This is a genomic window from Streptomyces sp. NEAU-YJ-81, assembly GCF_017592595.1.
Taxonomy (GTDB): Bacteria; Actinomycetota; Actinomycetes; order Streptomycetales; family Streptomycetaceae; genus Streptomyces; species Streptomyces hygroscopicus_B.
In genome coordinates, this window is record NZ_JAGFNO010000001.1 from 981,584 (window position 1) to 1,004,466 (window position 22,883).

Here is a 22,883-nt window from a genome sequence, read left to right on the forward strand (position 1 = left end):
TATGAGAACTCGTCAAGTTGTGCGTAAAGTGTGAGCGCGAATTGTCGGGTTGGTTCCCTATGTCCCGCCCGGCTTGCCCGAACTTCACATAAATTCTCACTTTTAACCGTTCGGCCGTGCCCAGAATTCTCGTCCGATTGACCTGTTGCAGAGGGCGTTGGGACGGATACATTCAGCGGCGGTCGACGCGTTCCGGCGCACACCCCCCACATCCGGGGGGTGAGGTCTGACCCGGGTCCGCGGAGTGCGGTCCTGCGCAAGGGCCAGCAATAGGGGAGTTAGGAATGGCTCAGGGCACCGTCAAGTGGTTCAACGCGGAGAAGGGGTACGGCTTCATCGCGGTCGACGGTGGTGCGGACGTGTTCGTCCACTACAGCGCGATCCAGATGGACGGGTACCGCACCCTCGAGGAAGGCCAGCGGGTCGAGTTCGAGATCTCGCAGGGTCAGAAGGGCCCGCAGGCCGACATGGTCCGCGTGGCCGTAGGCTGACGCGCCGACGCGACGCAGCTGAACAGTACAGTCCGAAGGGTCCGTGTCCCGGCCAGGGTACGGACCCTTCGGCGTGTCCGCGCTGAATTGTTACGGGGTTGGCGTCGCTTCGTCCCCGGGGGTGGATGGCCTCCGGCCGCTTGCGCCCACCCGTCGCCCGGCCGCCACCCCCCAAGGATGGCCTCCGGCCGCTTGCACTCTATAGGTCCGAGTGCTAATCATTGGCGTTAGCACTCTGACGTTGAGAGTGACAGAAGGACCGGGTCGGTGAGGCCCGCCAGGCCATGCGGGGCAAGGAACCGTACGGCAGGCAGGCCGTCCGTCGCGGGCGCCAGCGCGGTCCGGAGCAATCCACCCCGTCTTGGGAGGACCACTTCACATGGCCAAGATCATCGCGTTCGACGAGGAGGCGCGGCGCGGCCTCGAGCGCGGGATGAACCAGCTCGCCGACGCCGTCAAGGTCACCCTCGGCCCCAAGGGCCGTAACGTCGTCCTCGAGAAGAAGTGGGGCGCCCCCACGATCACCAACGATGGTGTTTCCATCGCCAAGGAGATCGAGCTCGAGGACGCGTACGAGAAGATCGGCGCCGAGCTGGTCAAGGAGGTCGCGAAGAAGACGGACGACGTCGCCGGTGACGGCACGACGACCGCGACCGTCCTCGCCCAGGCGCTGGTCAAGGAGGGCCTCCGCAACGTCGCCGCGGGTGCCAACCCGATGGCGCTCAAGCGGGGTATCGAGAAGGCCGTCGAGGCCGTCTCCGCCCAGCTTCTCGAGCAGGCCAAGGACGTGGAGACCAAGGAGCAGATCGCCTCCACCGCCTCCATCTCCGCCGCCGACACCCAGATCGGTGAGCTCATCGCCGAGGCGATGGACAAGGTCGGCAAGGAAGGTGTCATCACCGTCGAGGAGTCGCAGACCTTCGGGCTCGAGCTCGAGCTCACCGAGGGCATGCGCTTCGACAAGGGCTACATCTCCCCGTACTTCGCGACGGACATGGAGCGTATGGAGTCGTCGCTCGACGACCCGTACATCCTGATCGTCAACTCCAAGATCAGCAGCGTGAAGGACCTCCTCCCGCTGCTCGAGAAGGTCATGCAGTCGGGCAAGCCGCTGCTGATCATCGCCGAGGACGTCGAGGGCGAGGCCCTGGCCACCCTGGTCGTCAACAAGATCCGTGGCACCTTCAAGTCCGTCGCCGTCAAGGCCCCGGGCTTCGGTGACCGCCGTAAGGCCATGCTCGGTGACATCGCCATCCTTACCGGTGGCACCGTCATCTCCGAGGAGGTCGGCCTCAAGCTGGAGAACGCCGGGGTGGACCTGCTCGGCCGCGCCCGCAAGGTCACCGTCACCAAGGACGAGACCACCATCGTGGACGGCGCCGGCGACACCGACCAGGTGCAGGGCCGCGTCAACCAGATCCGCGCCGAGATCGAGTCCTCGGACTCGGACTACGACCGCGAGAAGCTCCAGGAGCGCCTGGCGAAGCTGGCCGGCGGCGTGGCCGTCATCAAGGCCGGTGCCGCCACCGAGGTCGAGCTCAAGGAGCGCAAGCACCGCATCGAGGACGCGGTGCGCAACGCCAAGGCGGCCGTCGAGGAGGGCATCGTCGCCGGTGGTGGCGTGGCCCTGCTGCAGACCGTCTCGGTCTTCGAGAAGCTGGAGCTCGAGGGCGACGAGGCCACCGGTGCCCAGGCCGTGCGCCTGGCCCTGGAGGCCCCGCTGAAGCAGATCGCGGTCAACGCCGGTCTCGAGGGCGGCGTCGTGGTCGAGAAGGTGCGCAACCTGACCCCGGGCCACGGCCTCAACGCCGCGACCGGTGAGTACGTCGACCTGATCGCCGAGGGCATCATCGACCCGGCCAAGGTCACGCGCTCCGCGCTGCAGAACGCCGCGTCGATCGCCGCGCTGTTCCTCACCACCGAGGCCGTCATCGCCGACAAGCCGGAGAAGGCCGCCCCGGCGGGCGCTCCGGGCGGCATGCCGGGCGGTGACATGGACTTCTGATCGACTCGGCGCGTTCGTTCGCCGGTCGGTCGTACCGTCCAGGACGTCGGGGCGGCACCCTCTCCCAGGGGTGCCGCCCCGACGGCGTTTTTTGGGGGTGGGCGGGCGGATCCGGGGTCCGGCGTATCTGCGGCCCGGCGTATCCGGGGCTTACTCCTCAGCCGCGTCGAGGGCGGCGCGCAGATGGCCGTGCGCCTCGGCGAGCAGCTTCTCGGCGGTCGGGGCGTCCACCTCGCCCAGGATGGTGAGGATCGCGTTCTTCACCTCGCCGTCCGTGGCCGCCAGCGCGCTTTCGATCCGCTGGTCGGAGGCGCCGGTCGCCAGGAAGACGATCCTCCGGGAGCGGGCGCGCAGCTTGTCGTTGGAGGCGCGCACATCGACCATCAGATTTCCGAAGGTCTTGCCCAACCGGATCATGGTGATGGTCGAGATCATGTTGAGCACCAGCTTCTGGGCCGTGCCCGCCTTCAGCCGCGTCGAGCCGGTGAGCAGCTCCGGCCCCACGACGATCTCGATGCCGTGGTCGGCCGCGGCGGCGAGCGCCGAGTCGGCGTTGCAGGACAGTCCGATGGTGAGCGCGCCGAGCCGTCGGCCGTGTTCGACCGCGCCCACGGCGTACGGGGTGCGGCCGGAGGCCGAGACGCCGATCACCGTGTCATCGGGGCCGATCCCGAGCAGGTCCAGGTCGCGGGCGGCCAGCTCCGCGCTGTCCTCCGCGCCCTCGACCGAGGTCACCACGGCCTCCGGGCCGCCCGCGATCACCCCGACGACCTGCTCGGGCCGGGTGTTGAAGGTGGGCCGGCATTCGCTCGCGTCGAGCACCCCGAGCCGTCCGGCGGTGCCCGCGCCCGTATAGAGGAGACGGCCGCCACGGGACATCCGCGCGGCGATGGCGTCAATGGCGGCGGCGATGCGGGGGAGCTGGAGGGCGACGGCGGCGGGGACGCCGGCGTCCTCCGCGTTCATGATCCGGGCGATCTCCAGGGTTTCGAGGCGGTCGATCTCGGCGAGTTCGGGGCGGAACGCCTCGGTGGTGAGGGTGTCGAGCTGGGCGCGGAGCCGTGTGGAGTCCTGGTCGGCTGCGGAGTCGGTGGGGTCGGCTGCGAAGTCGGCGGAAGTCATGGTGAAGCGGCTCTTTCCGGTACGTCAGGGTGAGGGCGGGGGGTGAAGAGGCGGAGAGGGGCGGGGTCGGGGGTCGGGGGTGGCCCGAGGGTGGAACCTCGGGCTGGACCGGCCCGGCTCAGCGATGCCCGGGGCGCGGGTCGTGGCGGTGCGCGAGGGCCTCGTACGACGCGGAGAGGGCGGGCGCCGCCGATTCGTACGTCCGCTGGGCGACCCCTATGAACAGGCAGTCCACCACTAGGAGCTGGCTGGTGCGGCTGGACATGGCCGCCGGGCGCAGCTCGCTCTCACGGGCGGTGGAGGTGGTGAGCACCAGGTCCGCGTACTGCGCGACCTCGCCGTCCGGCCGTCCGGTGATCGCGACGGTGGTCGCGCCGCGCTCGAAGGCCACCCGTAGCGGCTCGATGACGTCCGTCGTACGCCCGGAATGGGTGATCGCGATGGCGACGTCGCCGGAGTGCAGCTGGACCGCGTTGGTGACCGCGAGATGCGGATCGGCGTGGGCGTGGGCTATCAGCCCGATGCGCAGCAGCTTCTGGACCAGGTCCTGCCCGACGAGGCTGGACGCCCCCACCCCGTACACATCGATCCGGCGCGCCGTGGCCAGCGCCGAGACGGCGGCCTCGACCTGGCTGGTGTCCAGGACGGCGGCGGTGTCGGCCAGACACTGCTGCTCCTCCCGCGCCAGCTTGGTGACCACGTCGGCGATCGGATCGTCGACCGCGATGTCCGCGGTGACGGCCGGGGCCCGCCCGGCGGCCTGGTGTGCGGCGAGCGCGGCGAGCGCGATGCGCAGATCGCGATATCCGGGGTAGCCGAGCAGTCGGGAGGTGCGGACGACGGTGGCCTCGCTGGTGCCGGTCCGCTCGGCGAGCCCGGTGACGGTGAGCGCCGCGCATCCGGCCGGATCCCCCGCCACGGCCTCGGCCACGCGCTGCATGGAGCGGGTCATGGAGGGGCCTAACGTGCGGACCTTCGCGGCGAGGGCGGCCGGAGGGGGCGGGGTGGGGTCGGATTGCGGTGGTGGCATGAAAGTTTCCTTCAGGTCGCTGCTCATCCGCGAAAACTATTTCCGGCCATGGGGCCCGTCAACCCTCCGCGCGGCGGGCCGCAGCGAGACGGAGCGAGACGCAGCGAGACGGAGCGAGACCGAGGATGAAGCAAACAGGCGCCAGGAGGAAGCAAAGGTGACAATGGGACCCATGAAGCTCGAACACGCACTGCACGCGGCCCGCGCCCTCGTCCTGGCCGACCTCGCGGCGGGCGAGGTCGCCCGGGCCGATATCGTCTCGCTGGTCGAAGACGCGATCGCGCACCGGCGGTGGTGGGTCGAGCAGTGGCCGGAAGGCATCGAGTACGTGGCCGGTCTGGTCGCCCAGGACGTCCAGGACGCCCTGCTGGAACGGTACGGCCGATGGCCGCTGTGCCCCGTCTGCACCCAGGGCGGCGACCTCCACGCCCTCGACGTGGAGCCCGAGTTGGGCCCCAACCCGCACTGGGTCTGCGGCAAGACGGCGGTCGCGGTGGCGCCGGTGGGATCGCTGGGCACCACCCTCTGATGGCCGTACTGATCGACCCGCCCTCGTGGCCGGGCCACGGCCGCCTGTGGTCCCACCTGGTCAGCGATGTCTCCTACACCGAACTCCACGCCTTCGCCGCCCGCATCGGCGCCCCGCGCCGAGGCTTCGACCGTGACCACTACGACCTGCCGAGCGAGCTGTACGCGAAGGCGGTACGGGCGGGCGCGGAGGAGGTGGGCAGCAAGGAACTCCTCCGCCGTCTGAAGGCCGCGGGCCTGCGCCGCCCCAAACGAGCCGCGAACGCGGACTGACCGGTGCGGGCGGTCCTGCGGCCCGCCCTGCCAACCGGCCGCCCGGAGTGGCCGCCACGCCCCCACCGCGCGTAGGTCTGCGCGCGCTGCCGCGATGCCGCTCGTGCCCCCGAGCGGCTGAGGGCAGCCGCGCCACGGGCGGTATGGCGGGCGTCAAGCTCGGCCCCGGCGCCAAGGTGAGTGCCCCGCGCGGGCGGTGTGGCCGCGCCCGTGCGGCGAGGCGGGGTCTCTCAGCGCGTCGTGCGCGACGGGTCGGGGGCCGCTTCCGCATCCGCCGGGGAGTACGTCGCCGACGTGGCGATGACGCGCGAGGCACCAGCCGCCCGGTGCAGGCGCATCGCGGCGACCGTCGTCACCACGCCCGTACCGGCGAGTGCCGCACCCGTCCAGGCGACCGCCGGGTAGCCCCAGCCCAGGTCGATGACGAGGCCGCCGAGCCACGGGCCCACCGTGTTGCCGATGTTGAAGGCCGAGGTGTTCGTCGCGCCCGCGAGCGTGGGCGCGGCGTTCGCGAGGTTGAACATCCGGGCGTTGAGCGCGGGCGCGGTGAAGAAGGCGGTGAAGCCGAGCAGCAGCGCCAACGTCACGGCCGCGACCGCGCTGTGCGCGGTCAGCGCCAACGCGCTCAGCACGACCGTCGAGGCGGTGATGCCCCCGAGCATCGTGCCGAACAGATGCGCGTCCGCGATCCGCCCGCCGAGCACCGTACCCAGCAGCGCGCCGACCCCGAACAGCGCGAGCACGGTCGGCACCCAGCCCTCGTCCAGCCCCGCCACATCCGTGAGCAGCGGCCCGAGGTAGGAGAACAGGCAGAAGACCGCACCACCGCTCAGCGCGGTGGCGGCCAGCGCCAGCCACACCTGCCGGTCGCGGTAGATGCGCAACTCGGCCCGCAGCCGCGGCCGGTCGTCCCCGGTCGGCACCTCCGTACGCGGTACGAGCGCCACGACTCCGACCAGCCCGAGCGCCGACAGCCCGGCCACCGCCCAGAAGGCGGCGCGCCACCCCGCGTGCTGCCCGAGCAACGCCCCGGCGGGGACCCCCGCGATGTTCGCGATGCTCAGCCCGCCGACCATCACCGCCATCGCCTTCGCCCGCGCGTTCACCGGCACCAGCGATACGGCCACCGCGGCGCCCACCGCCCAGAACCCGGCACACGCGAGCGCGCTGACGACCCGCGAGGCGAACAGCACCCCGTACGACGGCGCCAGCGCCCCCGCGATCTGCCCGAGCCCGAACGCCGTCAGCAGCGCCATCAGCGTCGTCCGCCGCGGCAGCCGCAACGTGGCCGCCGCCAGCACCGGCGCCCCGACCACCATCCCGATCGCGAAGGCCGATATCAGCAACCCGGCCGTGGGGATGGACACCCCCATGTCCCGCGCGACGGGTTGCAGCAGCCCGGACAGCATGAACTCGGAGGTACCGAGGGCGAAGACGGACAGCCCGAGGACGTAGACCGCCAAGGGCATGCGGGAGCGAGCGGAATCCGCTGGGGAGGAGGAGGGCATGCCAGGCTCAACGCCATGGCATGACCTCGGCATTCCTGCGCGGAACAGTGAGATGCTCGACTCTCGAACATTCACTCGATGGGGTGGTCTGGCAGCGAACTGAACGGCCCGGGCGCCGGACGAATGGGCCGCCTATCTGGCCACAGCGGCACCGGCACCGGGACCGGCGACCGCGTCGATACTGCCGGTGCTGGACGCGGAGAAGCTGTCCCGCACTGGCCGGCGGCCATGCCATGCCATGACGGCGGTGGTGATCATGGGTTCGTTGCGCGCGCCTGTCAGCCGTGGTTGGCTCGCCCGATGGAGCTTCTGTTGACGGCGAGTGGCCTGCGCAACGAGACACTGCGGGATGCGCTGCGGGACATGCTGGGAAAGCCGTTCGGGTCGGCGAACGTCGTGTTCGTTCCTACGGCGTCCGTTGCCGAGCCCGGGGACCACGGGTGGTTCGTCGCGGACATGAACCGGCTGCACGGCCTCGGCTGGCGGGAGTTCGACGTCCTGGAGCTGAACGGCCTGCCCCGGCAGATGGTGCTCGACCGGCTGCTCCATGCCGACGTCATCTATGTCGAGGGCGGCAGTCACTACCACCTCGCGCGCAGCATCACCGGCAACGGCCTGGCCGACGGCTTCCTGGAGGCGCTGGAGAGCCGGGTCTATGTGGGGGTCAGCGCCGGATCAATGATCTTCAGCCGTAATCTCACCGGACACTCCGCCGACGTCATCGGGGACACCACGGACCTCCACGTGCTCGGCGCGACGACCGTGGAGCCGCCGTTCGGTCTCTTCGACTGGTATCTCAAGCCTCACCTGTACTCGCCGGATTTCCCCGAGCGGGACGACGCCTGGGCTGATCGCATCGCTGCGCGGGCGGACTTCCCGATCTACTTCATCGATGACGAGACGGCCGTTCGCGTCAGGGACGGCAAGTTGGATGTCATTTCTGAAGGCCGGTGGCGGTTCCATCCGTGACTCAACGCGTGGTGGGGAGCAACGGACAGGGCAGTGCGGCGCCCAGGGGCGCGCTGATGCGGAGCTGCCGGGGTGAGCACCTGCGTCAGGCGGCTTGCGCGAGGTAGTACGGGCTGCTGGGCCTCCGCGAGCGGGAGGGTGCCCCCGCGGGCGGCGACGTCGGCGAAGACCTGCTGGAGGGCGTCGACGGTCGCGGCGAGGTTCTTGCGCAGCGGGCCGAGCGGGACCATGCGCAGCTCGGGGTTGAGCCGCGAACGGCACATGTTACGCACTGAGCAGCTCCAGCTCCGTGGTCATGTTGCGGCGTGCGGCGGCCTCCCAGCGGGCGTGGCCTTCCGGGGTGCGGAAGAGGCGGGACAGGCCCAGCAGGTGGCGGAGGACGTTCGCGCGGCCCTCGCGGAAGGCGTCGTCGGGGACGAAGCCGTACTCCTCGCGGACCGCCGCCGCGTAGGCGCCGTAGGCGGCCGGGGAGCCCGCCAGTACGGCGAGGTCGGCGTCGCAGAGGACTTCGCCGTTGGTGTCGCCCTCGGCGGGGTCGTGGTCGCGGGTGACGAGGACGAGGCGGACGGTTTCGGCCGTGCGGGGCGCCGGGACGGCGGCCTCGGTGAGGGCGCGTTCGGCGAGGCGGGCGCTGCGTTCCTCGTTGGTGGAGCGGTCGGGGAGGTAGACGGCGTCGTGGAACCAGGCGGCGAGCCGGATGGCGGCGGGGTCGGCGGCCTGGACGTGGGGGAGCAGCTCGTCCACCCGGTCCAGGACCGCGAGCAGGTGATCGGTGGTGTGGTAGCGGCGCTGGGGTTCGGCCCAGCGGGTCAGGAGGTCCTCGCCGTAGGGGGCGGGAGATGGAACCGTGGCTTCGCGGGCGCTGGTGAGGAGGTCCGTCCAGCGGGTGAGCAGGGCGTCATGGGCCGGATGGCGGGCGGGCGCGGGTGCGGGCATGGGCCAATTGTGGGGTAGCGGTTTGCCCTCTTGCGCGGTGTGGCAAGCTGTGGAGCATGTCTAGACCAATTCTCGAGGTGATCGCCCTGAACCCGGCGGACGCAATCGCCGCACAGGCCGGAGGGGCGGACCGCCTCGAACTGGTCACCGACATGGCCGCCGACGGGCTCACCCCCTCCCGTGAGACCTTCGCCGCCGTCCGTTCGGCCGTGGACCTGCCGGTACGGGTGATGCTCCGCGCCGCCGACGGCTTCGCGGCAGGGGACCCCGCCGCGTTCGACGCGCTGTGCGAGGCCGCGGCCGCGCTGCACTCGGAGGGGGCGGACGAGTTCGTCCTGGGCTTCCTGACCGACGACGGCGGGGTCGACCTGGCCGCCGTGACCGCCCTGACCGACGTCGTGCGGGCGGGCGGCGGGGTGGACGAGAGCCGCTGGACCTTCCACCGGGCCATCGACCGCGCCGCGGATCGCGACGGGCTGCGCAAGCGGCTCGCCGACATCCCCGGCCTCGACACGTATCTCACCGCCGGGTCCGCGCGCGGCGTCGACGACGGTCTGCCGACCTTGGCCGAGGAGGCGGCGCGGACCGGTACGCCGGGCTATGAGCCGCGCATCATGGCCGGTGGCGGGCTGCGCCTCGACCATCTGTCCGCCCTGCGCGCCGCCGGGATCGATGCCTTCCACATCGGCGGCGCGGCCCGCCCGGCGGGATGGGCCGGCCCTGTGGACGCGGCCACGGTCGGCCGGTGGCGTACGGCCCTGGACGCGCCCGTTCCGGTCGCCTGAGGGCGTGCCGCGCGGCGGCTGTGCCGACAAGCTCCTGTTGGATGCCGGGCCTGCACACCGGGCCTGCACACCGGGCCCGGAAACCGGCCCGGAAACCGGCCCGGAAACCGGCCCGGAAACCGGCCCGGAAACCGGCCCGGAAACCGGGGCTCGATACCGGGCGGTTTCTGCCCGGTATCGACCGTACGGTCATCCGCACGGCACACAACACCTCACGGGAGCTTGCCATGCACTTCGCCTCGATCCGCATCATCACCGAGGACGTCGCCCGGATCGCCGACTTCTACGAGCGGGCCACGGGCCTGACGGCGAAGCGGTATACGGACGACTTCGCCGAGCTCATGACATCGAGCGGAACTCTCGCCCTTGCGAGCACCCGCACGGTGCGGGTGCTCGGTGAGCAGGCGCCCCGGCCCGCGGCGAACCAGAGCGTGATCGTGGAGTTCCGCGTCGCCGATGTCGACGGTGAGTACGAAAGGCTCAAGGAGTTCGACGTCGAGATCGTGAACGAGCCCACGACGCAGCCCTGGGGCAACCGTTCGCTGCTGTTCAAAGACCCCGACGGCAATCTCGTCAACTTCTTCGCGCCCGTCACCCCGGACGCCCTCAAGCGATACGAGCAGCAGATCGCTGAAGCCGAGGCATAACGGTCAGGCCGGCTCAGCTCAGGTCAGCTCAGCTCAGCCGCTCCGGCAGCGCCGCCCCGTGGACGACCGTCAGCCCCGAGACCGCACGGGTAAGGGAGACATACAGGCGGCGCAGCCCGGTGCGTTCGTCCGGCTCGCCGTCGACCACCGCGGCCGGTTCGTCCAGCACCACGTAGTCGTACTCCAGACCCTTGGCCAGCGTCGCCGGGACGAGGGTGAGCCGGGCCTCGGCGCTGGTCTCCTCGCCGGGGGAGAGGTGGGTCAGGCCCGCCGCGTCGAGGGCCTCGGCCAGGGCCGGGACGCGGGCGTCGGCCGCGATGAGGCCGACGGAGCCCTCGTGGGTCAGAGCGTCGTGGCAGGCGGCGATCACGGCCGCGTCCAGCTCCGCCGGGTCCACGGCCCGGACGGAGAAGTCGCCCGCCGCCTCGCGGATCGAGGTGGCCTCCGACAGGCCCGGGGCGATGGCGGGCAGCAGTCGCGAGGCGTACGCGATCACCTCGCGCGGCACCCGGAATCCCTGGGTCAGCTCCTCGATCGCCGCCCCGTCCTTGCCCAGATGGGTCAGGGCCTCCTCCCAACTGGCCGTCGCCCACGGGGTGGTGCCCTGGGCGATGTCGCCGAGCACGGTCGCCGAGCCGGTGCTGCAGCGGCGGCCGACCGCGCGGTACTGCATGGGCGACAGGTCCTGCGCCTCGTCCAGGACCACATGCCCGAGGGACGGGGTGCGCTCGATGAGATCGGCGGCCTCGTCGATCAGCACCAGGTCCGCCGGGGACCACTTCGCGGACTTCACGCCGCGCCCCGGCTTCGCCCACAGCACGGTCTTCTGCTCGTCGGCGTCGAGGACGCCTTCCGCGTGCTCGGCCAGGAAGTCGGCGTCGGAGAGCAGCCGCAGCACCAGCTTGGCCGGGTCGACCGGCGGCCAGACCGCCTTGACCGCCGCCTTGACGGCCGCGTTGCGTGCGACCGCGTCCTGGACCCGGTCGTCGGGCGCCTCGCCCGCCTGCTCCATCCGGACGAGCACGGCGTGCGCGATGCGTTGTGGAAGCGCCTCGCGGGCCGCGCCGTAGCGGATGTCGCGGGTGAGCAACTCCTCGACCATCTCCTCCAGTTCATACGCGGGCACCCGCCAGCGGCGTGAGCCGCGCACCACCACACAGGGTTCGGTGGGGGCGGTGACATACGAGCGCAGGGCGCGGCGCAGCACCTCGGCCAGCCGCGCGTCGCCCTTGATACGGGCCGCGTCGGCGGAGTCGGTACCCCGCGCCTCCGCGCCCAGGGACGGGCGGGTCACCAGGTCCTCGACGGTCGCCTGGGCCACCTGCAACTCGCCGAGGGCGGGCAGGACCTGCTCGATGTAGTGGAGGAAGGAGCGGTTCGGGCCGATGACGAGGGTGCCGGAGCGGGCCAGCCGCTCGCGGTGCGCGTACAGCAGATACGCCACCCGGTGCAGCCCCACGGCCGTCTTACCGGTGCCCGGCGCCCCCTGGACGCAGATGGTGCCGCCGATCCCCTGGCGGACGATCTCGTCCTGTTCCGGCTGGATCGTCGCGACGATGTCCCGCATCGGGCCGACACGCGGGCGCTCGATCTCGGACTGGAGCAGCTTGCTGGTCTGCTCGGCCTCGGTGGGGTCGGAGAGCCTTTCGTCCTCGTACGCCGTCAACTCGCCGCCCGTGTAGCCGAAGCGGCGGCGCAGCGCGATGTCCATCGGCCTGGTCTTGGACGCCTGGTAGAAGGGCTGGGAGACGGGGGCACGCCAGTCGATGACCATCGGGTCGCCGTCCGCGTCGTGCACATGGCGGCGGCCGATATAGAAGCGCTCGCCCTCCGCGCCCTCCGCCGTCTCCGCGCCGGGTGCGTGCAGATAGTCGAGCCGGCCGAAGAAGAGCGGGGTGTCGGCGAGGTCGGCGAGGGCCTTGATGCGCTCGCTGACCTGGTGGTGCAACGCTGCGGCGTTGACCCAGTTCGCGGCGACGTCCCGGAGGTCGAGGGCCTCGACGTCGGCGCGCATGGCGCGCAGCGCGGCGCGGGAGTCGGTCAGATGGGTGCGCTCCCGCGCGAGGGGGTCTGCTGCGTGGGGGGTCGGGAGAGGGGCTGGGAGCGGGTCCGAGCGAGGGTCTGAGAGGGGATCTGCGTGGTCAGGGGCGTGCGAGGGCACGGCGTAGCCTCCGGCGAGCGAGTACACAACGAGTGCACAAAGCGAGTACACAAAGCGGGTGCGCGGTACGGATGCGCGGTCAGAGATGCCGACCGGTTTCCGTCCGGGCGGCGGCTCTCCCGTTCGGAACGCGGGAGGCGGCAAGACCGGCGATTGTAGCCAGGGCATGTCCGGGAGGCGAATGAATTATGACGGCCCCCGGGGAAGGGGCCGGGCGAGCTCGCGGGCGGGCCTCGTGTGGGGCTGTGGGCCTCCGTCTGTGCGGGTCCCTGCGTGGGCTCCGCCTTTGTCTCAGGCGAGCCGCAGGGCGCGGAAGGTCACGCGCTGGTTGAACCACAGCAGCGTCACCGTCGTCGCGCCCATCAGGACCGCGACGGTCAGATGTCCGGCGACCGAGGTGACCGGGGCACCGACGGCGGCGAGGACGAGATGGAGGCCGACGCGGAGCGCGAGCAGCCCGATGGCGATCTTCCGGGTGTGGGCGTTCTTGAGCATCGCGCGCATCAGCTTCACCCGGCGGCGCAGCACGGTCGCCGCGACGACGACGTTCACCAAGGCGATCGCGATGAGCACCATCCAGGCGTCGTCCCACGCCTTGGTCAGGTCGTACGCGGCACCCATGACGCCCTCGAAGCCGAAGAACCACAGCGGCAGCGGCTTGATGTCGCTCAGGTCGATGTCGGTGGTCGCGGTCTTGCGTTTGCGGATGCTGATGCCCATGTCCCCGCCCCTTCGGCGTCGTGTGGTGCCATGTCCTGCTGACACTCACGATCCTTCCGGGCGGGGAACGCCCCGGGCAGAGTCGGCGATCACGGGTCACCCATGACACATGTCATGGCCGCATGTCATGGCCATGGGAGCGTGCCCAACGGCCGCAGGTGACCGGGTGACCGTGACCGGCCGAACGTCAGACGTCCTCGTCCGCGAGCAGCTCGCTCGCGTCCACGATCCGGTACGCGTACCCCTGCTCGGCCAGGAACCGCTGCCGGTGCGCCGCGAAGTCCTGGTCGATCGTGTCGCGCGCCACCACCGAGTAGAAGACCGCCGGGTGGCCGTCGGCCTTCGGGCGCAGCACCCGGCCGAGCCGCTGGGCCTCCTCCTGGCGGGAGCCGAAGGTGCCGGAGACCTGGATGGCGACCGTGGCCTCGGGGAGATCGATGGAGAAGTTGGCGACCTTCGAGACGACGAGCACCGACAGCTCGCCCTCCCGGAAGGCGTCGAAGAGCTTCTCCCGCTGGGCGTTGGTGGTCTCGCCCTTGATAACGGGCGCGTCCAGGTGCTCGCCCAACTCGTCGAGCTGGTCGATGTACTGGCCGATGACCAGGGTCTGCTGCCCCTTGTGCCGGGCGACCAGCGCCTCGGTGACCTTCCGCTTGGAGTCGGTCGTGGCGCAGTAGCGGTACTTCTCGTCGGTCTCGGCGGTCGCGTACGTCAGCCGCTCGGCCTCGGTCAGATTGACCCGGACCTCGACACAGTCGGCGGGCGCGATATAGCCCTGCGCCTCGATCTCCTTCCAGGGCGCGTCGAAGCGCTTGGGCCCGATGAGCGAGAAGACATCGGACTCCCGGCCGTCCTCCCGGACGAGCGTCGCCGTGAGCCCGAGCCGCCGCCGGGCCTGCAGATCGGCGGTGAACTTGAAGACGGGCGCCGGCAGCAGATGCACCTCGTCGTAGACGACCAGGCCCCAGTCGCGGGAGTCGAACAGCTCCAGATGCGGGTAGATGCCCTTCCGCTTGGTGGTGAGCACCTGGTACGTGGCGATGGTGACCGGGCGGATCTCCTTCCGCGTACCGCTGTACTCACCGATCTCCTCCTCGGTGAGCGAGGTGCGGCGCACCAGCTCGTGCTTCCACTGCCGGGCGGAGACGGTGTTGGTGACCAGGATCAGGGTGGTCGACTTGGCGACGGCCATCGCACCCGCCCCCACCAGCGTCTTTCCGGCACCGCAGGGCAGCACGACGACACCGGAGCCGCCGTGCCAGAAGCCCTCCACGGCCTGCGTCTGATACGGCCGCAGCGCCCAGCCGTCCTCGTGCAGCTCGATGGGGTGGGCCTCGCCGTCCACATACCCGGCCAGGTCCTCGGCGGGCCAGCCAAGCTTCAGCAGCGTCTGCTTGATCTGTCCGCGCTCGGAGGGGTGGACGACGACGGTCTCCGGGTCGATCCGGGCGCCGACCAGCGGCTGGACCTTCTTCGACCGCAGGATCTCCTCGAGGATCGGGCGGTCGCTGGTCTCCAGGACCAGACCGTGGGTGGGGTGCTTGAGCAGCCGCAGCCGCCCGTAGCGGGACATGGTCTCCGCGACGTCGACGAGGAGGGCGTGCGGGACGGGGTAGCGGGAGTACGCGACGAGGGCGTCGACCACCTGCTCGGCGTCGTGCCCGGCGGCGCGGGCGTTCCACAGCCCCAGCGGGGTCACCCGATAGGTGTGGATGTGCTCGGGCGCCCGCTCCAGCTCGGCGAAGGGCGCGATGGCGCGGCGGCAGGCGCCTGCCTGCTCGTGGTCCACTTCGAGCAGGAGCGTCTTGTCGCTTTGGACGATGAGGGGTCCATTCACGCGCCTGGGTCCTTTCGTGCTGCCGGCCAAAGAACCAGTGTCCCCCATCGAGAAGGCATGGCGGAGAGCCGCAGGGATACAACGGGCGGCTACGGGCAAGCGGCGAAGACGGACACGGACCGACGGAACCGCGACGACAGCGCCGCGACAACAGAGCCATGGGCGGGAGGGAGTCCCTGTGATCAGCATCGCTGGATGGGAGATCCGGCGGACGGCGGACAAGAGGACGACGGTAAAGCGGACGGCGGAGAAGCGGACGGCGGAGAAGCGGACAGCGGAGAAACGGTCGGGGGAGAAGAAGCCGGGAGAGAAGAAGCCGCGGGAGGGTTCCCGGACGACGGGCGGCCAGAAGGCGGCGAGCGGCGAGAAGAGGGCGAGCGGCCAGAAGAGGGGGCCGCGGGCGGGCGGGGCTCTGGCGAAGGGGTCCCGGACGACAAAGCCGCAGTCCACGAAGTCGCAGTCCACGAAGTCGCAGACCACGAAGCCTCAGTCCGCGAAGCCGCAGACCGCGAAGGCCCAGGCTGCGAAGCCTGAGTCCGCGAAGGCCCCGTCAACGAAAGCCCGGACCGGGAAAGCCCGGATCGCCAAGCCTGTCAAGGCTGCCAAGCCCGCGGAGCCCGAGGGCGCCCCGGAGACGGCGCTGCTGCAGCGCAAGTCGTTCGGCGCGCGCGCCGCACGGTTGCTGGTGCTGCTCCTGGCGTTCGTCTGCATGGTCGGCTTCGCGGCGGCGCTCGCCAAGGCCACGCTCGTGCCCCAGCCCGGCTCCGTCGACCTCGTCCACACCAATCTGCATCCGGGACGCTCGCTGCGCGCCTACGTCGACCAGCCCGCCTTCCAGGACACGGTGAAGCAGATCGGCGGCAATGTGCTGCTCGGTGCCCCCTTCGGGGTGCTGCTGCCGATGCTGCTGCCCAAGGCGCGGGGCGCGGTGCGGGTGGTGGTGGTGACGGCCTTGGTGATGGTGGCCGTCGAGACCGTTCAGGGGCTCATCGTCGAGGGCCGGGCCTTCGACATCGACGACGTCATCCTCAACACCGCGGGCGCGCTGCTCGGCTACGTCGTGATCGGCCGCTGGCTCGGCCACGCCCTGCACCCCCGCCGCCGCCACTGGTGGCACCGCTGGACCCGGCGGGGGACCGAGGTACCGCCCGCGGGGTGAGCTGTCCCTACGTGCCGTGGCCCCCAGCCCGCGGATCCAGCCCGCGGACGCCCTGCGGGCGTGTCCTCAAGCGCCGGACGGGCTGATTTGAGCCTACGTCGCGTCCTCGGCCAGTTCGGCGGCGCCCGTGATGCGGTGCAGGGGGTACGTACGGACCTCGTCCGCCGTGTGGTCGTACGCCGTGACGAAGCCGCCCTCGACCCGGACCGGGGCGATCACGCGCTGGGTGGCCGCGCCGTTCGCGTTGACGTAGCCGATCCAGACGTTGGAGCCGGTCAGGGCCGCGGCCTGCATGGTGGCGAGGGTGTCGGCGGAGGTGGTGCGGGGCAGCCGGTCCCCGCCGGCGGCGGCCCCGGAACGAGCCTCGGAACCGGAGCCGGCATCCGACCCCGCCTCGGCTCCGGACGCGGCAGCCGGTTTGTGGGGCGCGGTCGCGGCGAGGTCCCCGGCCCGGATGGCGCGCACGGCCGCGCCCAGCAGGGTGCCGTCGGCCACCGGCGGGCCCTCGGGGACCGGAACGGGCGGTGTACGGGGCGGGGTGCGCTGGGCTTCGGGGCGGCTGACCAGCACATCGCCCTCGGCGGACTCGGCAGCCGGGGCGTACCCCATCGCCCGCAGCCCCTCCAGCAGCGTGTCCGGCGGCGCCTGGGCGGCCAGGACGGTGGGAGCGAGGCGGCGCAGCCGCAGCCCCGCCGAGCGGCGGTCGGCGAGGATCTCGGCGAGCAGCGCGTCGTCGTCGCAGCGCAGATACGCGGAGGCGGTGCCGATGCGCAGTCGGCCGTGCTTACGGGCCACATCGTTGACGAGATAGGTGAGCGGCTGGGGCACGGGGGTGCGGGAGTGCGCGGCGAGGAAGGTGTGCACATCGTCGGCGGTCCGACCGGCGTCCAGCGCACGGCGTACGGACTCGGGCGTGAAGCGGTACACGGTCGCGCCGCCCTTGGACTCGACGTTGGCGAGGATGCCCAGCGTCTCGGCGAGCGGCCGTTCCAGGGGGCCGGGCGCGACGGCGGTCAGGTCAGCCTGGAGCAGGACGTGGTCGAGGGGCTCGGGGAGCAGCGGCGCGAGCAGCCGCGCAGCGTGCGCGGACGCGATGTCGCTCCTGGCGGCCGGCGGCTCGTCCGGGTGGCGTTCCAGCAGGGCGCGGCCGTGCGAGGAGAGCGCGCCCCGGCCGGTGATCCCGAGCATTTCGGCCTCGGCCACGGCCCAGCGAGCCAGCCGCGAGCGCAGGTCCTCCCTGGTGGGGGAAGTGGCGCCGGGGATGGACCCGATGGGCGAGACGGCGCTGGCGGCTGACCCGCTGGGCGAGGAGGCACCAGGGACGGCACCGGCTGCGGCTGGGGCCCCGCGGTGGCTGGTCGGCCGCTCCCACCGCAGCCGGGTCAGCACGACGTCGGGGGCGGCCGCGGCTCCGGGCGGGAGGGTGGCCAGGAGTTCGAGGACCCGGCGGCGGACCTCGGGGGCCGGGGAGCGGTCCAGGTCCGGGCCGAGCGCGGCGAGGGTGCGGCCCCGGTTGTCCCGGCCGCCGACCAGCCCCGCCGTCCGGGTCGCGGGCAGCCAGGCGGCGGCGAGCCGCGCCCAGCGCTCCTCGGCGGGCAGCCGCAGCCAGTCGTCGTAGGCGGGGGTGGGGGCGTATCGCTCGTCGGTCTCACCGTCGGAGGCCAGCAGCCCGGCCGCGTAGGCCAGCTCGATCCAGAAGGCGGCCACCGGTTCGGCCACGTCGAGTGCCACGGCGGCCCGCTTGAGGTCCCGGACGCTCAGCCCGCCCGCGCGCAACACGGGAGGTCCGGCGCTCTCCCACTGCCCCAGCAGCTCCTCGACGGTGGCCAGGGCGGTGAAGGTCTGGCCCGCGGCAGTGTTATCCACAGCCTGTGGATCGTGTTCGGTGGTCGGCGAGAGCGGCGGGGCCAGCGGCTCGGGGGCGCGGTGCGCCCGGCCGCGGCGCAGATGCAGGGCGACCTCGCGGGGCAGCACCACGTTGCGCGGCCCGGACGGCAGCAGCAGTCCGCGGTCCAGCAGCCAGCCGACGGGCGGGGTGGGCGAGGCGACGGACGCCTCCCCGTACGGCGGTCCCCAGGTCAGCTTGGACAGCACGCCCGCCGCGCCCGCCGGTGCCCCGTCCAGCAGCGCCGCCATCCGGGCGCGGTCCCGGAACAGCCCGGCCAGGGCCGCCACCGCCGTGACCGGGTCGTGCGTGGGCGGCAGCCCGGCGCCCGCCAGCAGCTCCTGCAGTCGGCCCGGAGACATCCCGGACGTGGCCTCCTGGACGGTCGGGCCGAGACCGGTCGGGGAGGGTGAGGTGGGCGAGGGCGCGAGCAGTTCGCGGGCGGTGCGGACGAGGCGGAGCCGGTCGTCACCGCCCCAGACCAGGGCCTGGTCGCGCAGGGTGGCCACGGCACGCGGCAGCTCGGCCGCGATCGCCGCACGTTCCTCGGCGCCCAGGGCGGCGTCGGTGCCGGGTGGGGGGCTGGTGGGGGTGGCGGGGCTGAGGGGCGAGGCGGCCTCGATGCCCGACGTGGGACCGACGGGCGCCGCGGGCTCAACGGGCGAGGCGTTTCCGGGACCCTGAACATCCCCAGCACCGTCGGCTTCCCCCGCACCCCGGGCGTCCCCCTGACCCCCAGCCTCCTCCCCCTGGCCCGCGGCCTCCTCCGCGCCCTCATCGCCCGTCAGCAGATCCCGCAGGGTTTCGTACGGGCACGGGTCTGGCGCGACCGCCAGGGCCTCGGCCGTCTGCAGCGCGAACCGGTCGAGCCGCTCCACGGCCCGTACCACCGAGGCGCGGGTGCCGGCCCGGGTGGCGAGCTGGGTGAGGTCGTTCGGGACCGGGGAGAGCAGATCGGGGCGGGCGCGCAACAGGGCGGCGAGGGCGTCGTCGGGCCGGGTCCGCAGCTCCTCGGCGAGTGTGCGCGGCATCCCGCGACCACGGTTGCCGTGGCCGCCGTCCCCTGGGCCGGTGTCCCGTGGGCCGCCGTCCCCGTGGCCGGTGTCCCCACGGCCGGTGTCTGCGGGCAACTCATGCCTCCCGGTTGCGCGAGCTGGTCTCTTCGGGCATTTCAGCCTTCCCGATTCCATGAACTGCTCATTCGATCCACAGTACCCGCGGGGTGCGGGACGCAGGGGGTGCGGCGGGACTCCGCTTCCGCGCGGTACCGTCGGAGCCGACTGATACGCCGACCGTGCGCATTCTCAGGGGTCTTGGTGGGGATCGAGAGCGAAAAGCTCGTCTACGACTATCTGAGCCGTGTCGGTGACCTGGCTCAGCAGCAGGGTTTGTCGTCCGGTGAACGCATGCGACTGGTCTCCGGGCTGCGGGCCGATATCGACCATCGCCGGACCACCGGAGGGGCGGACAGCCCGGCCGGGGTGAAGCGGATCCTGTCCAAGCTGGGTTCACCGGCCGACGTGGTGGCCGCCGCGGGCGGTCGGCCCCCCGACCCGGGCTCGGGAACGGGCGCTGACCCGGGCTCGGGAACGGGCGCTGAGCGGGGCCCGGCGGGTGGTGGCCCGGTCGGCGGCGCGGGCAATGGAGCGGGCGGCGGTGGGTCGCCGCGGGGAGCCGCCGGGGCGGCGCGGGCGGCCCGCGACAGACTGGCCGGGCTCGCCAAGAGCAGCGGTCTCACCGGTAAGGTCCCCACCCCGCGCGAGGAGGACGCCCCGGGGGCGCCCGGCGCCGGCCGGAACGGCGGCGGCCCGGGCGACGGCTCCCCCTCCCTGCTCAAGCCGAGGCCCTCCACCCCCGCCACGCCCCCGTCCAACGCCGCCTCCCCGCCACATCTCGCGGGGGAGGACGAACTGAGCCCGCGCGAGTCCAACATGGACTGGTGGCATGTGGAGGCGGGGCCGTTCGCCCAGCCCGAACAGCGCGACGCGCAGTACGGCTCGGTCGAGGGGTTCACCGGCGGGATCGAGATCCCCGAACTGCTCGGCAAGGGCAAGACGGCCGAGCAGGAACGCCAAGAGCGGCGGGAGGCCGAGGAGAAGGCGGCGGAGGAAGAGGCCGCCGCCGCCGAGGCCCAGGCCGCAGAGGAGGCGAAGGCCAAGGCTGCGGCCGGGGCCGGGGGCAAGCAGCGCGGTGCGCTGCGCCGGGTGCTGCTCGGGCCCGGTAAGGCGGCCGATCAGCCTGCGGGTGGGGGCGGGGTCGGCGTCGCCAAATGGCTGGCCGGGCTCGGCCCGATACTGCTGGTGGCGGTCGGACTCCTCGTGGCGGGCGCCGCCATGGGCAACATCATCCTGATCGCCTTCGGCTGGGTGATCGCCTACTACGGCACCTACCGCCACTCCCCGGCCGGGGCGAAGTGGGCCTCGATGGGCATACCCGGTCTGGTCGCGGCCGGATCCGGGGTCTGGCTGTGGGGCCGGGCCGCCCGCAAATGGGGCCAGCCGATCCCCGAGGACGGGTGGAAGGACGCGCTGACCGACACCTGGCCGTTCGTCGTCCGGGGCGCGGCCATCGCCTCGGTGCTCTTCCTCCTGTGGCGGGCGAGGCGCAAGGGCTGAGGTCCGAGGGCCCGGTGGGGGGCTTGCTCCGGCAGCTCCCGTGGGGTTCACACCGGGCTACCGTGAGGCTCAACCCGGAAGCAGACGCTGGGCGGTGCCGTCCCCCGCCGCCGCTCAGTCCTGCTCGGCATGCCAAGGCGTGCCCGGGACGACGAGGGGGCTGCCGGTGACCGGGTCGGGGACGACCACCGAGTCCAGGCCGAACACCTCATGCACCAGCTCCGCCGTGACGATCTCCGCCGGGCGGCCGCGTGCCACGATCCGGCCCTCCTTCATCGCGATCAGATGATCGGCGTAGCGGGCGGCCTGGTTGAGGTCGTGCAGGACGGCGACGACCGTACGGCCGCGTTCGTGGTTGAGCTGGCGCACCAGGTCCAGCACCTCCACCTGGTGGGAGATGTCCAGATACGTCGTCGGCTCGTCCAGCAGCAACAGATCGGTCTCCTGCGCGAGCGCCATCGCGATCCATACGCGCTGCCGCTGCCCGCCGGACAGCTCGTCCACGGGGCGGTCGGCGAGCGCCGTCACGTCCGTACGCTCCATGGCGTCCGTGACGGCTCGTTCGTCCTCCTCCGACCACTGCTGCCACCAGTGCTGATGCGGCTGGCGGCCACGGGAGACGAGATCGGCGACGGTGATCGCCTCGGGCGCGACCGGGGTCTGTGGGAGCAGCCCCACGGCCCGGGCGATCTTCTTGGTGGGGATACGGGCGAGATCCGTGCCGTCGAGGAGTACGGCGCCGCCGCGCGGCCGCAGCAGCCGCCCGAGGGCGCGCAGCAGGGTGGACTTGCCGCAGGCGTTGGGGCCGACGATGACCGTGACCTCGCCGTCGGGTATCGCCAGGTCCAGCCCGTCCACGACGGTCCGGTCCTCGTAGGCCAGGGTCAGCTCACGGGCGGTGAGCCGGTTCGGGGCAGCGGGTTCCACCGGATCCGTTTCCGGCGTACGCGTACTCGCTCCCGTGGTACTAGCTCCTGTCTTGCCCGTTCCCGTCGTACCCGATGTGGACGCCGAAGCGGTCATGCGGCGGTGCCTCCCTTACGGCCGCGTCCCCCGGAAGACAGCAGCAGGTGGATCAGATACGGGGCGCCGACCGCGGCGGTCAGCACGCCCACCGGCAGTTCGGTCGGCGTGAACAGCTTGCGGGCCAGCAGATCCGCGGTGACGACGATGAACGCTCCGGCCAGGGCCGAGCACAGCAGCGGGATCTGGGCGGTCCGGGTCATCCGGCGGGCGATCTGCGGGGCGAGCAGCGCTACGAAGTCCACCGGGCCGGCCGCGCCCGTCGCCATCGACGCGAGCACGACGCCGAGGGACACCAGGCCCAGCCGTACCCGCCCGAGCCGTACGCCCAGCGCGGTCGCCGTGTCGTCGTCCAGGGACACCGTGCGCTGCGCCCGCGCCGCCCACAGCACCCCGGGCAGCAGCACCAGCAGCGCCCAGCCGAGCGGACCGGCCTCGTCCCAGCCGCGTCCGTTGAGCGAACCGGTCATCCACACCTTCGCCTGCTGGGCCACGAGATAGTCGCCCTTGGTCAGGAAGAGATGGGTGATCGAGCGCAGCGCGACGGCGAAACCGATGCCGATGAGCACGAAGCGGGCCGCCTGCAACCCGCCGCGCCAGGCGAAGACGTACACCAGCGCGGCGGCGGCGAGACCGCCCGCGACGGAGAGATAGGGCAGGACGGCGAAGGAGGTGACCCCGTAGGTCATCGCGCCCACGGTCACCGCGCTCGCGCCCTGGCTGACACCGATGATGTCCGGGCTCGCGAGGGGGTTGCGGGCCACCGTCTGGATCAGCGCGCCCGCGATGCCGAAGGCGGCGCCGACCATCAGACCGAGCGTCATCCGGGGGAGCCGCAGCGTGCCGACGACGAGATCGTTCGGGGTGGCCTGCCCGAGGCCCCACTGGGTGTGCAGGACGGCCTTCACGGCGTCGGCAGGGGCGATGAAGCTCTCGCCGACGCACAGATACGCCACACAGACGGCGACGGTGGCCAGGGCCAGCCCGATCGCGACGAGGGCCGAGCGGCGGTGCAGCAGGAACGATCCGCCACGGAGGTCGCGCACGTCATGGCCGCCACGTCCGTCGCCCTTGATGCGGATCAGGCCGTACCCGGCGGGGCGGACACCCGGACGGACACCCGGACGGACCCCCGGACGGTCGGCGCGGCTGTCGGTGGGGCTGTCAGTGCGGCTTTCGGCGCCGCCGT

General features: G+C 72.1%; 19 protein-coding genes. 9 read left to right on the top strand and 10 right to left on the bottom strand.

Annotation, left to right across the window (positions count from 1 at the left end; translation table 11 throughout):
• Positions 1-284 precede the first annotated feature (284 nt).
• On the top strand, positions 285-491 hold the full coding sequence (locus J5X86_RS04310) for a cold-shock protein (RefSeq protein ID WP_009716982.1): 207 nt from the start codon (positions 285-287) through the stop codon (positions 489-491).
• A 379-nt stretch (positions 492-870) separates the two neighbouring features.
• Positions 871-2,496: a chaperonin GroEL gene (groL, locus tag J5X86_RS04315; protein WP_208515423.1), complete on the top strand. Its 1,626-nt coding sequence runs from the start codon at positions 871-873 to the stop codon at positions 2,494-2,496.
• A gap of 150 nt (positions 2,497-2,646) precedes the next feature.
• Here groL and murQ read toward each other — a convergent pair whose 3' ends face one another.
• Together murQ and J5X86_RS04325 are read right to left on the bottom strand one after the other, a co-directional pair.
• On the bottom strand, positions 2,647-3,618 hold the full coding sequence (gene murQ, locus J5X86_RS04320) for an N-acetylmuramic acid 6-phosphate etherase (protein ID WP_208515424.1): 972 nt from the start codon (positions 3,616-3,618) through the stop codon (positions 2,647-2,649).
• A 118-nt stretch (positions 3,619-3,736) separates the two neighbouring features.
• On the bottom strand, positions 3,737-4,675 hold the full coding sequence (locus J5X86_RS04325) for a MurR/RpiR family transcriptional regulator (RefSeq protein WP_078642093.1): 939 nt from the start codon (positions 4,673-4,675) through the stop codon (positions 3,737-3,739).
• Between the two features lie 145 nt (positions 4,676-4,820).
• On the opposite strand from J5X86_RS04325, the gene J5X86_RS04330 reads away from it, so the two are divergent.
• Positions 4,821-5,177, top strand: coding sequence for a hypothetical protein (locus J5X86_RS04330; protein ID WP_208515425.1), 357 nt, complete (start codon positions 4,821-4,823; stop codon positions 5,175-5,177).
• Positions 5,177-5,449: a DUF4031 domain-containing protein gene (locus tag J5X86_RS04335; protein ID WP_078642092.1), complete on the top strand. Its 273-nt coding sequence runs from the start codon at positions 5,177-5,179 to the stop codon at positions 5,447-5,449. Before J5X86_RS04330 ends, J5X86_RS04335 begins: the two co-directional genes overlap by 1 nt.
• 230 nt (positions 5,450-5,679) lie before the next feature.
• On the opposite strand, the gene J5X86_RS04340 is transcribed toward J5X86_RS04335, so the two are convergent.
• Positions 5,680-6,918, bottom strand: coding sequence for a Cmx/CmrA family chloramphenicol efflux MFS transporter (locus J5X86_RS04340; protein ID WP_243979238.1), 1,239 nt, complete (start codon positions 6,916-6,918; stop codon positions 5,680-5,682).
• Positions 6,919-7,257: 339 nt separating this feature from the next.
• Between J5X86_RS04340 and J5X86_RS04345 the strand changes: the two genes are divergently transcribed.
• Positions 7,258-7,926, top strand: coding sequence for a peptidase E (locus J5X86_RS04345; RefSeq protein WP_208515427.1), 669 nt, complete (start codon positions 7,258-7,260; stop codon positions 7,924-7,926).
• 264 nt (positions 7,927-8,190) lie between these two features.
• On the opposite strand, the gene J5X86_RS04350 is transcribed toward J5X86_RS04345, so the two are convergent.
• On the bottom strand, positions 8,191-8,862 hold the full coding sequence (locus tag J5X86_RS04350) for a hypothetical protein (RefSeq protein ID WP_208515428.1): 672 nt from the start codon (positions 8,860-8,862) through the stop codon (positions 8,191-8,193).
• A gap of 56 nt (positions 8,863-8,918) precedes the next feature.
• On the opposite strand from J5X86_RS04350, the gene J5X86_RS04355 reads away from it, so the two are divergent.
• A complete protein-coding gene (locus J5X86_RS04355; RefSeq protein WP_208515429.1) occupies positions 8,919-9,647 on the top strand; it encodes a copper homeostasis protein CutC in 729 nt (242 codons plus the stop codon).
• Positions 9,648-9,874: 227 nt separating this feature from the next.
• Positions 9,875-10,294, top strand: a complete 420-nt coding sequence (locus J5X86_RS04360) for a VOC family protein (protein WP_208515430.1) — start codon at positions 9,875-9,877, stop codon at positions 10,292-10,294.
• 28 nt (positions 10,295-10,322) lie between these two features.
• On the opposite strand, the gene J5X86_RS04365 is transcribed toward J5X86_RS04360, so the two are convergent.
• The 3 genes from J5X86_RS04365 to J5X86_RS04375 all read right to left on the bottom strand — a co-directional run bounded on the left by J5X86_RS04365 (position 10,323) and on the right by J5X86_RS04375 (position 15,012).
• The gene (locus J5X86_RS04365; protein ID WP_208515431.1) at positions 10,323-12,455 is read right to left on the bottom strand and encodes an AAA family ATPase; all 2,133 of its coding nucleotides are present in this window, start codon (positions 12,453-12,455) and stop codon (positions 10,323-10,325) included.
• Positions 12,456-12,746: 291 nt separating this feature from the next.
• A complete protein-coding gene (locus tag J5X86_RS04370; RefSeq protein ID WP_208515432.1) occupies positions 12,747-13,175 on the bottom strand; it encodes a hypothetical protein in 429 nt (142 codons plus the stop codon).
• Positions 13,176-13,362: 187 nt separating this feature from the next.
• Positions 13,363-15,012 (bottom strand): DNA repair helicase XPB, encoded by a 1,650-nt coding sequence (locus tag J5X86_RS04375; RefSeq protein WP_208515433.1) that lies wholly within the window; start codon positions 15,010-15,012, stop codon positions 13,363-13,365.
• A gap of 178 nt (positions 15,013-15,190) precedes the next feature.
• Here J5X86_RS04375 and J5X86_RS50390 point away from each other — a divergent pair, with 178 nt between their 5' ends.
• Entirely contained in the window at positions 15,191-16,171 is a 981-nt protein-coding gene (locus J5X86_RS50390; RefSeq protein WP_308124442.1) for a VanZ family protein, read from the top strand.
• 93 nt (positions 16,172-16,264) lie between these two features.
• Here the strand turns inward: J5X86_RS50390 and J5X86_RS04385 are convergent, their stop codons facing one another.
• On the bottom strand, positions 16,265-19,087 hold the full coding sequence (locus J5X86_RS04385) for a helicase C-terminal domain-containing protein (RefSeq protein ID WP_243979529.1): 2,823 nt from the start codon (positions 19,085-19,087) through the stop codon (positions 16,265-16,267).
• Positions 19,088-19,372: 285 nt separating this feature from the next.
• On the opposite strand from J5X86_RS04385, the gene J5X86_RS04390 reads away from it, so the two are divergent.
• A complete protein-coding gene (locus J5X86_RS04390) occupies positions 19,373-20,671 on the top strand; it encodes a hypothetical protein (protein ID WP_208515435.1) in 1,299 nt (432 codons plus the stop codon).
• Between the two features lie 114 nt (positions 20,672-20,785).
• Here the strand turns inward: J5X86_RS04390 and J5X86_RS04395 are convergent, their stop codons facing one another.
• Both J5X86_RS04395 and J5X86_RS04400 read right to left on the bottom strand, forming a co-directional pair.
• Complete coding sequence (locus tag J5X86_RS04395; RefSeq protein WP_208515436.1) at positions 20,786-21,694, bottom strand: ABC transporter ATP-binding protein; 909 nt, start codon at positions 21,692-21,694, stop codon at positions 20,786-20,788.
• Positions 21,691-22,779 (bottom strand): FecCD family ABC transporter permease, encoded by a 1,089-nt coding sequence (locus J5X86_RS04400; protein WP_374229225.1) that lies wholly within the window; start codon positions 22,777-22,779, stop codon positions 21,691-21,693. The genes J5X86_RS04395 and J5X86_RS04400 overlap by 4 nt, the downstream gene beginning before the upstream one ends.
• Positions 22,780-22,883 lie beyond the last annotated feature (104 nt).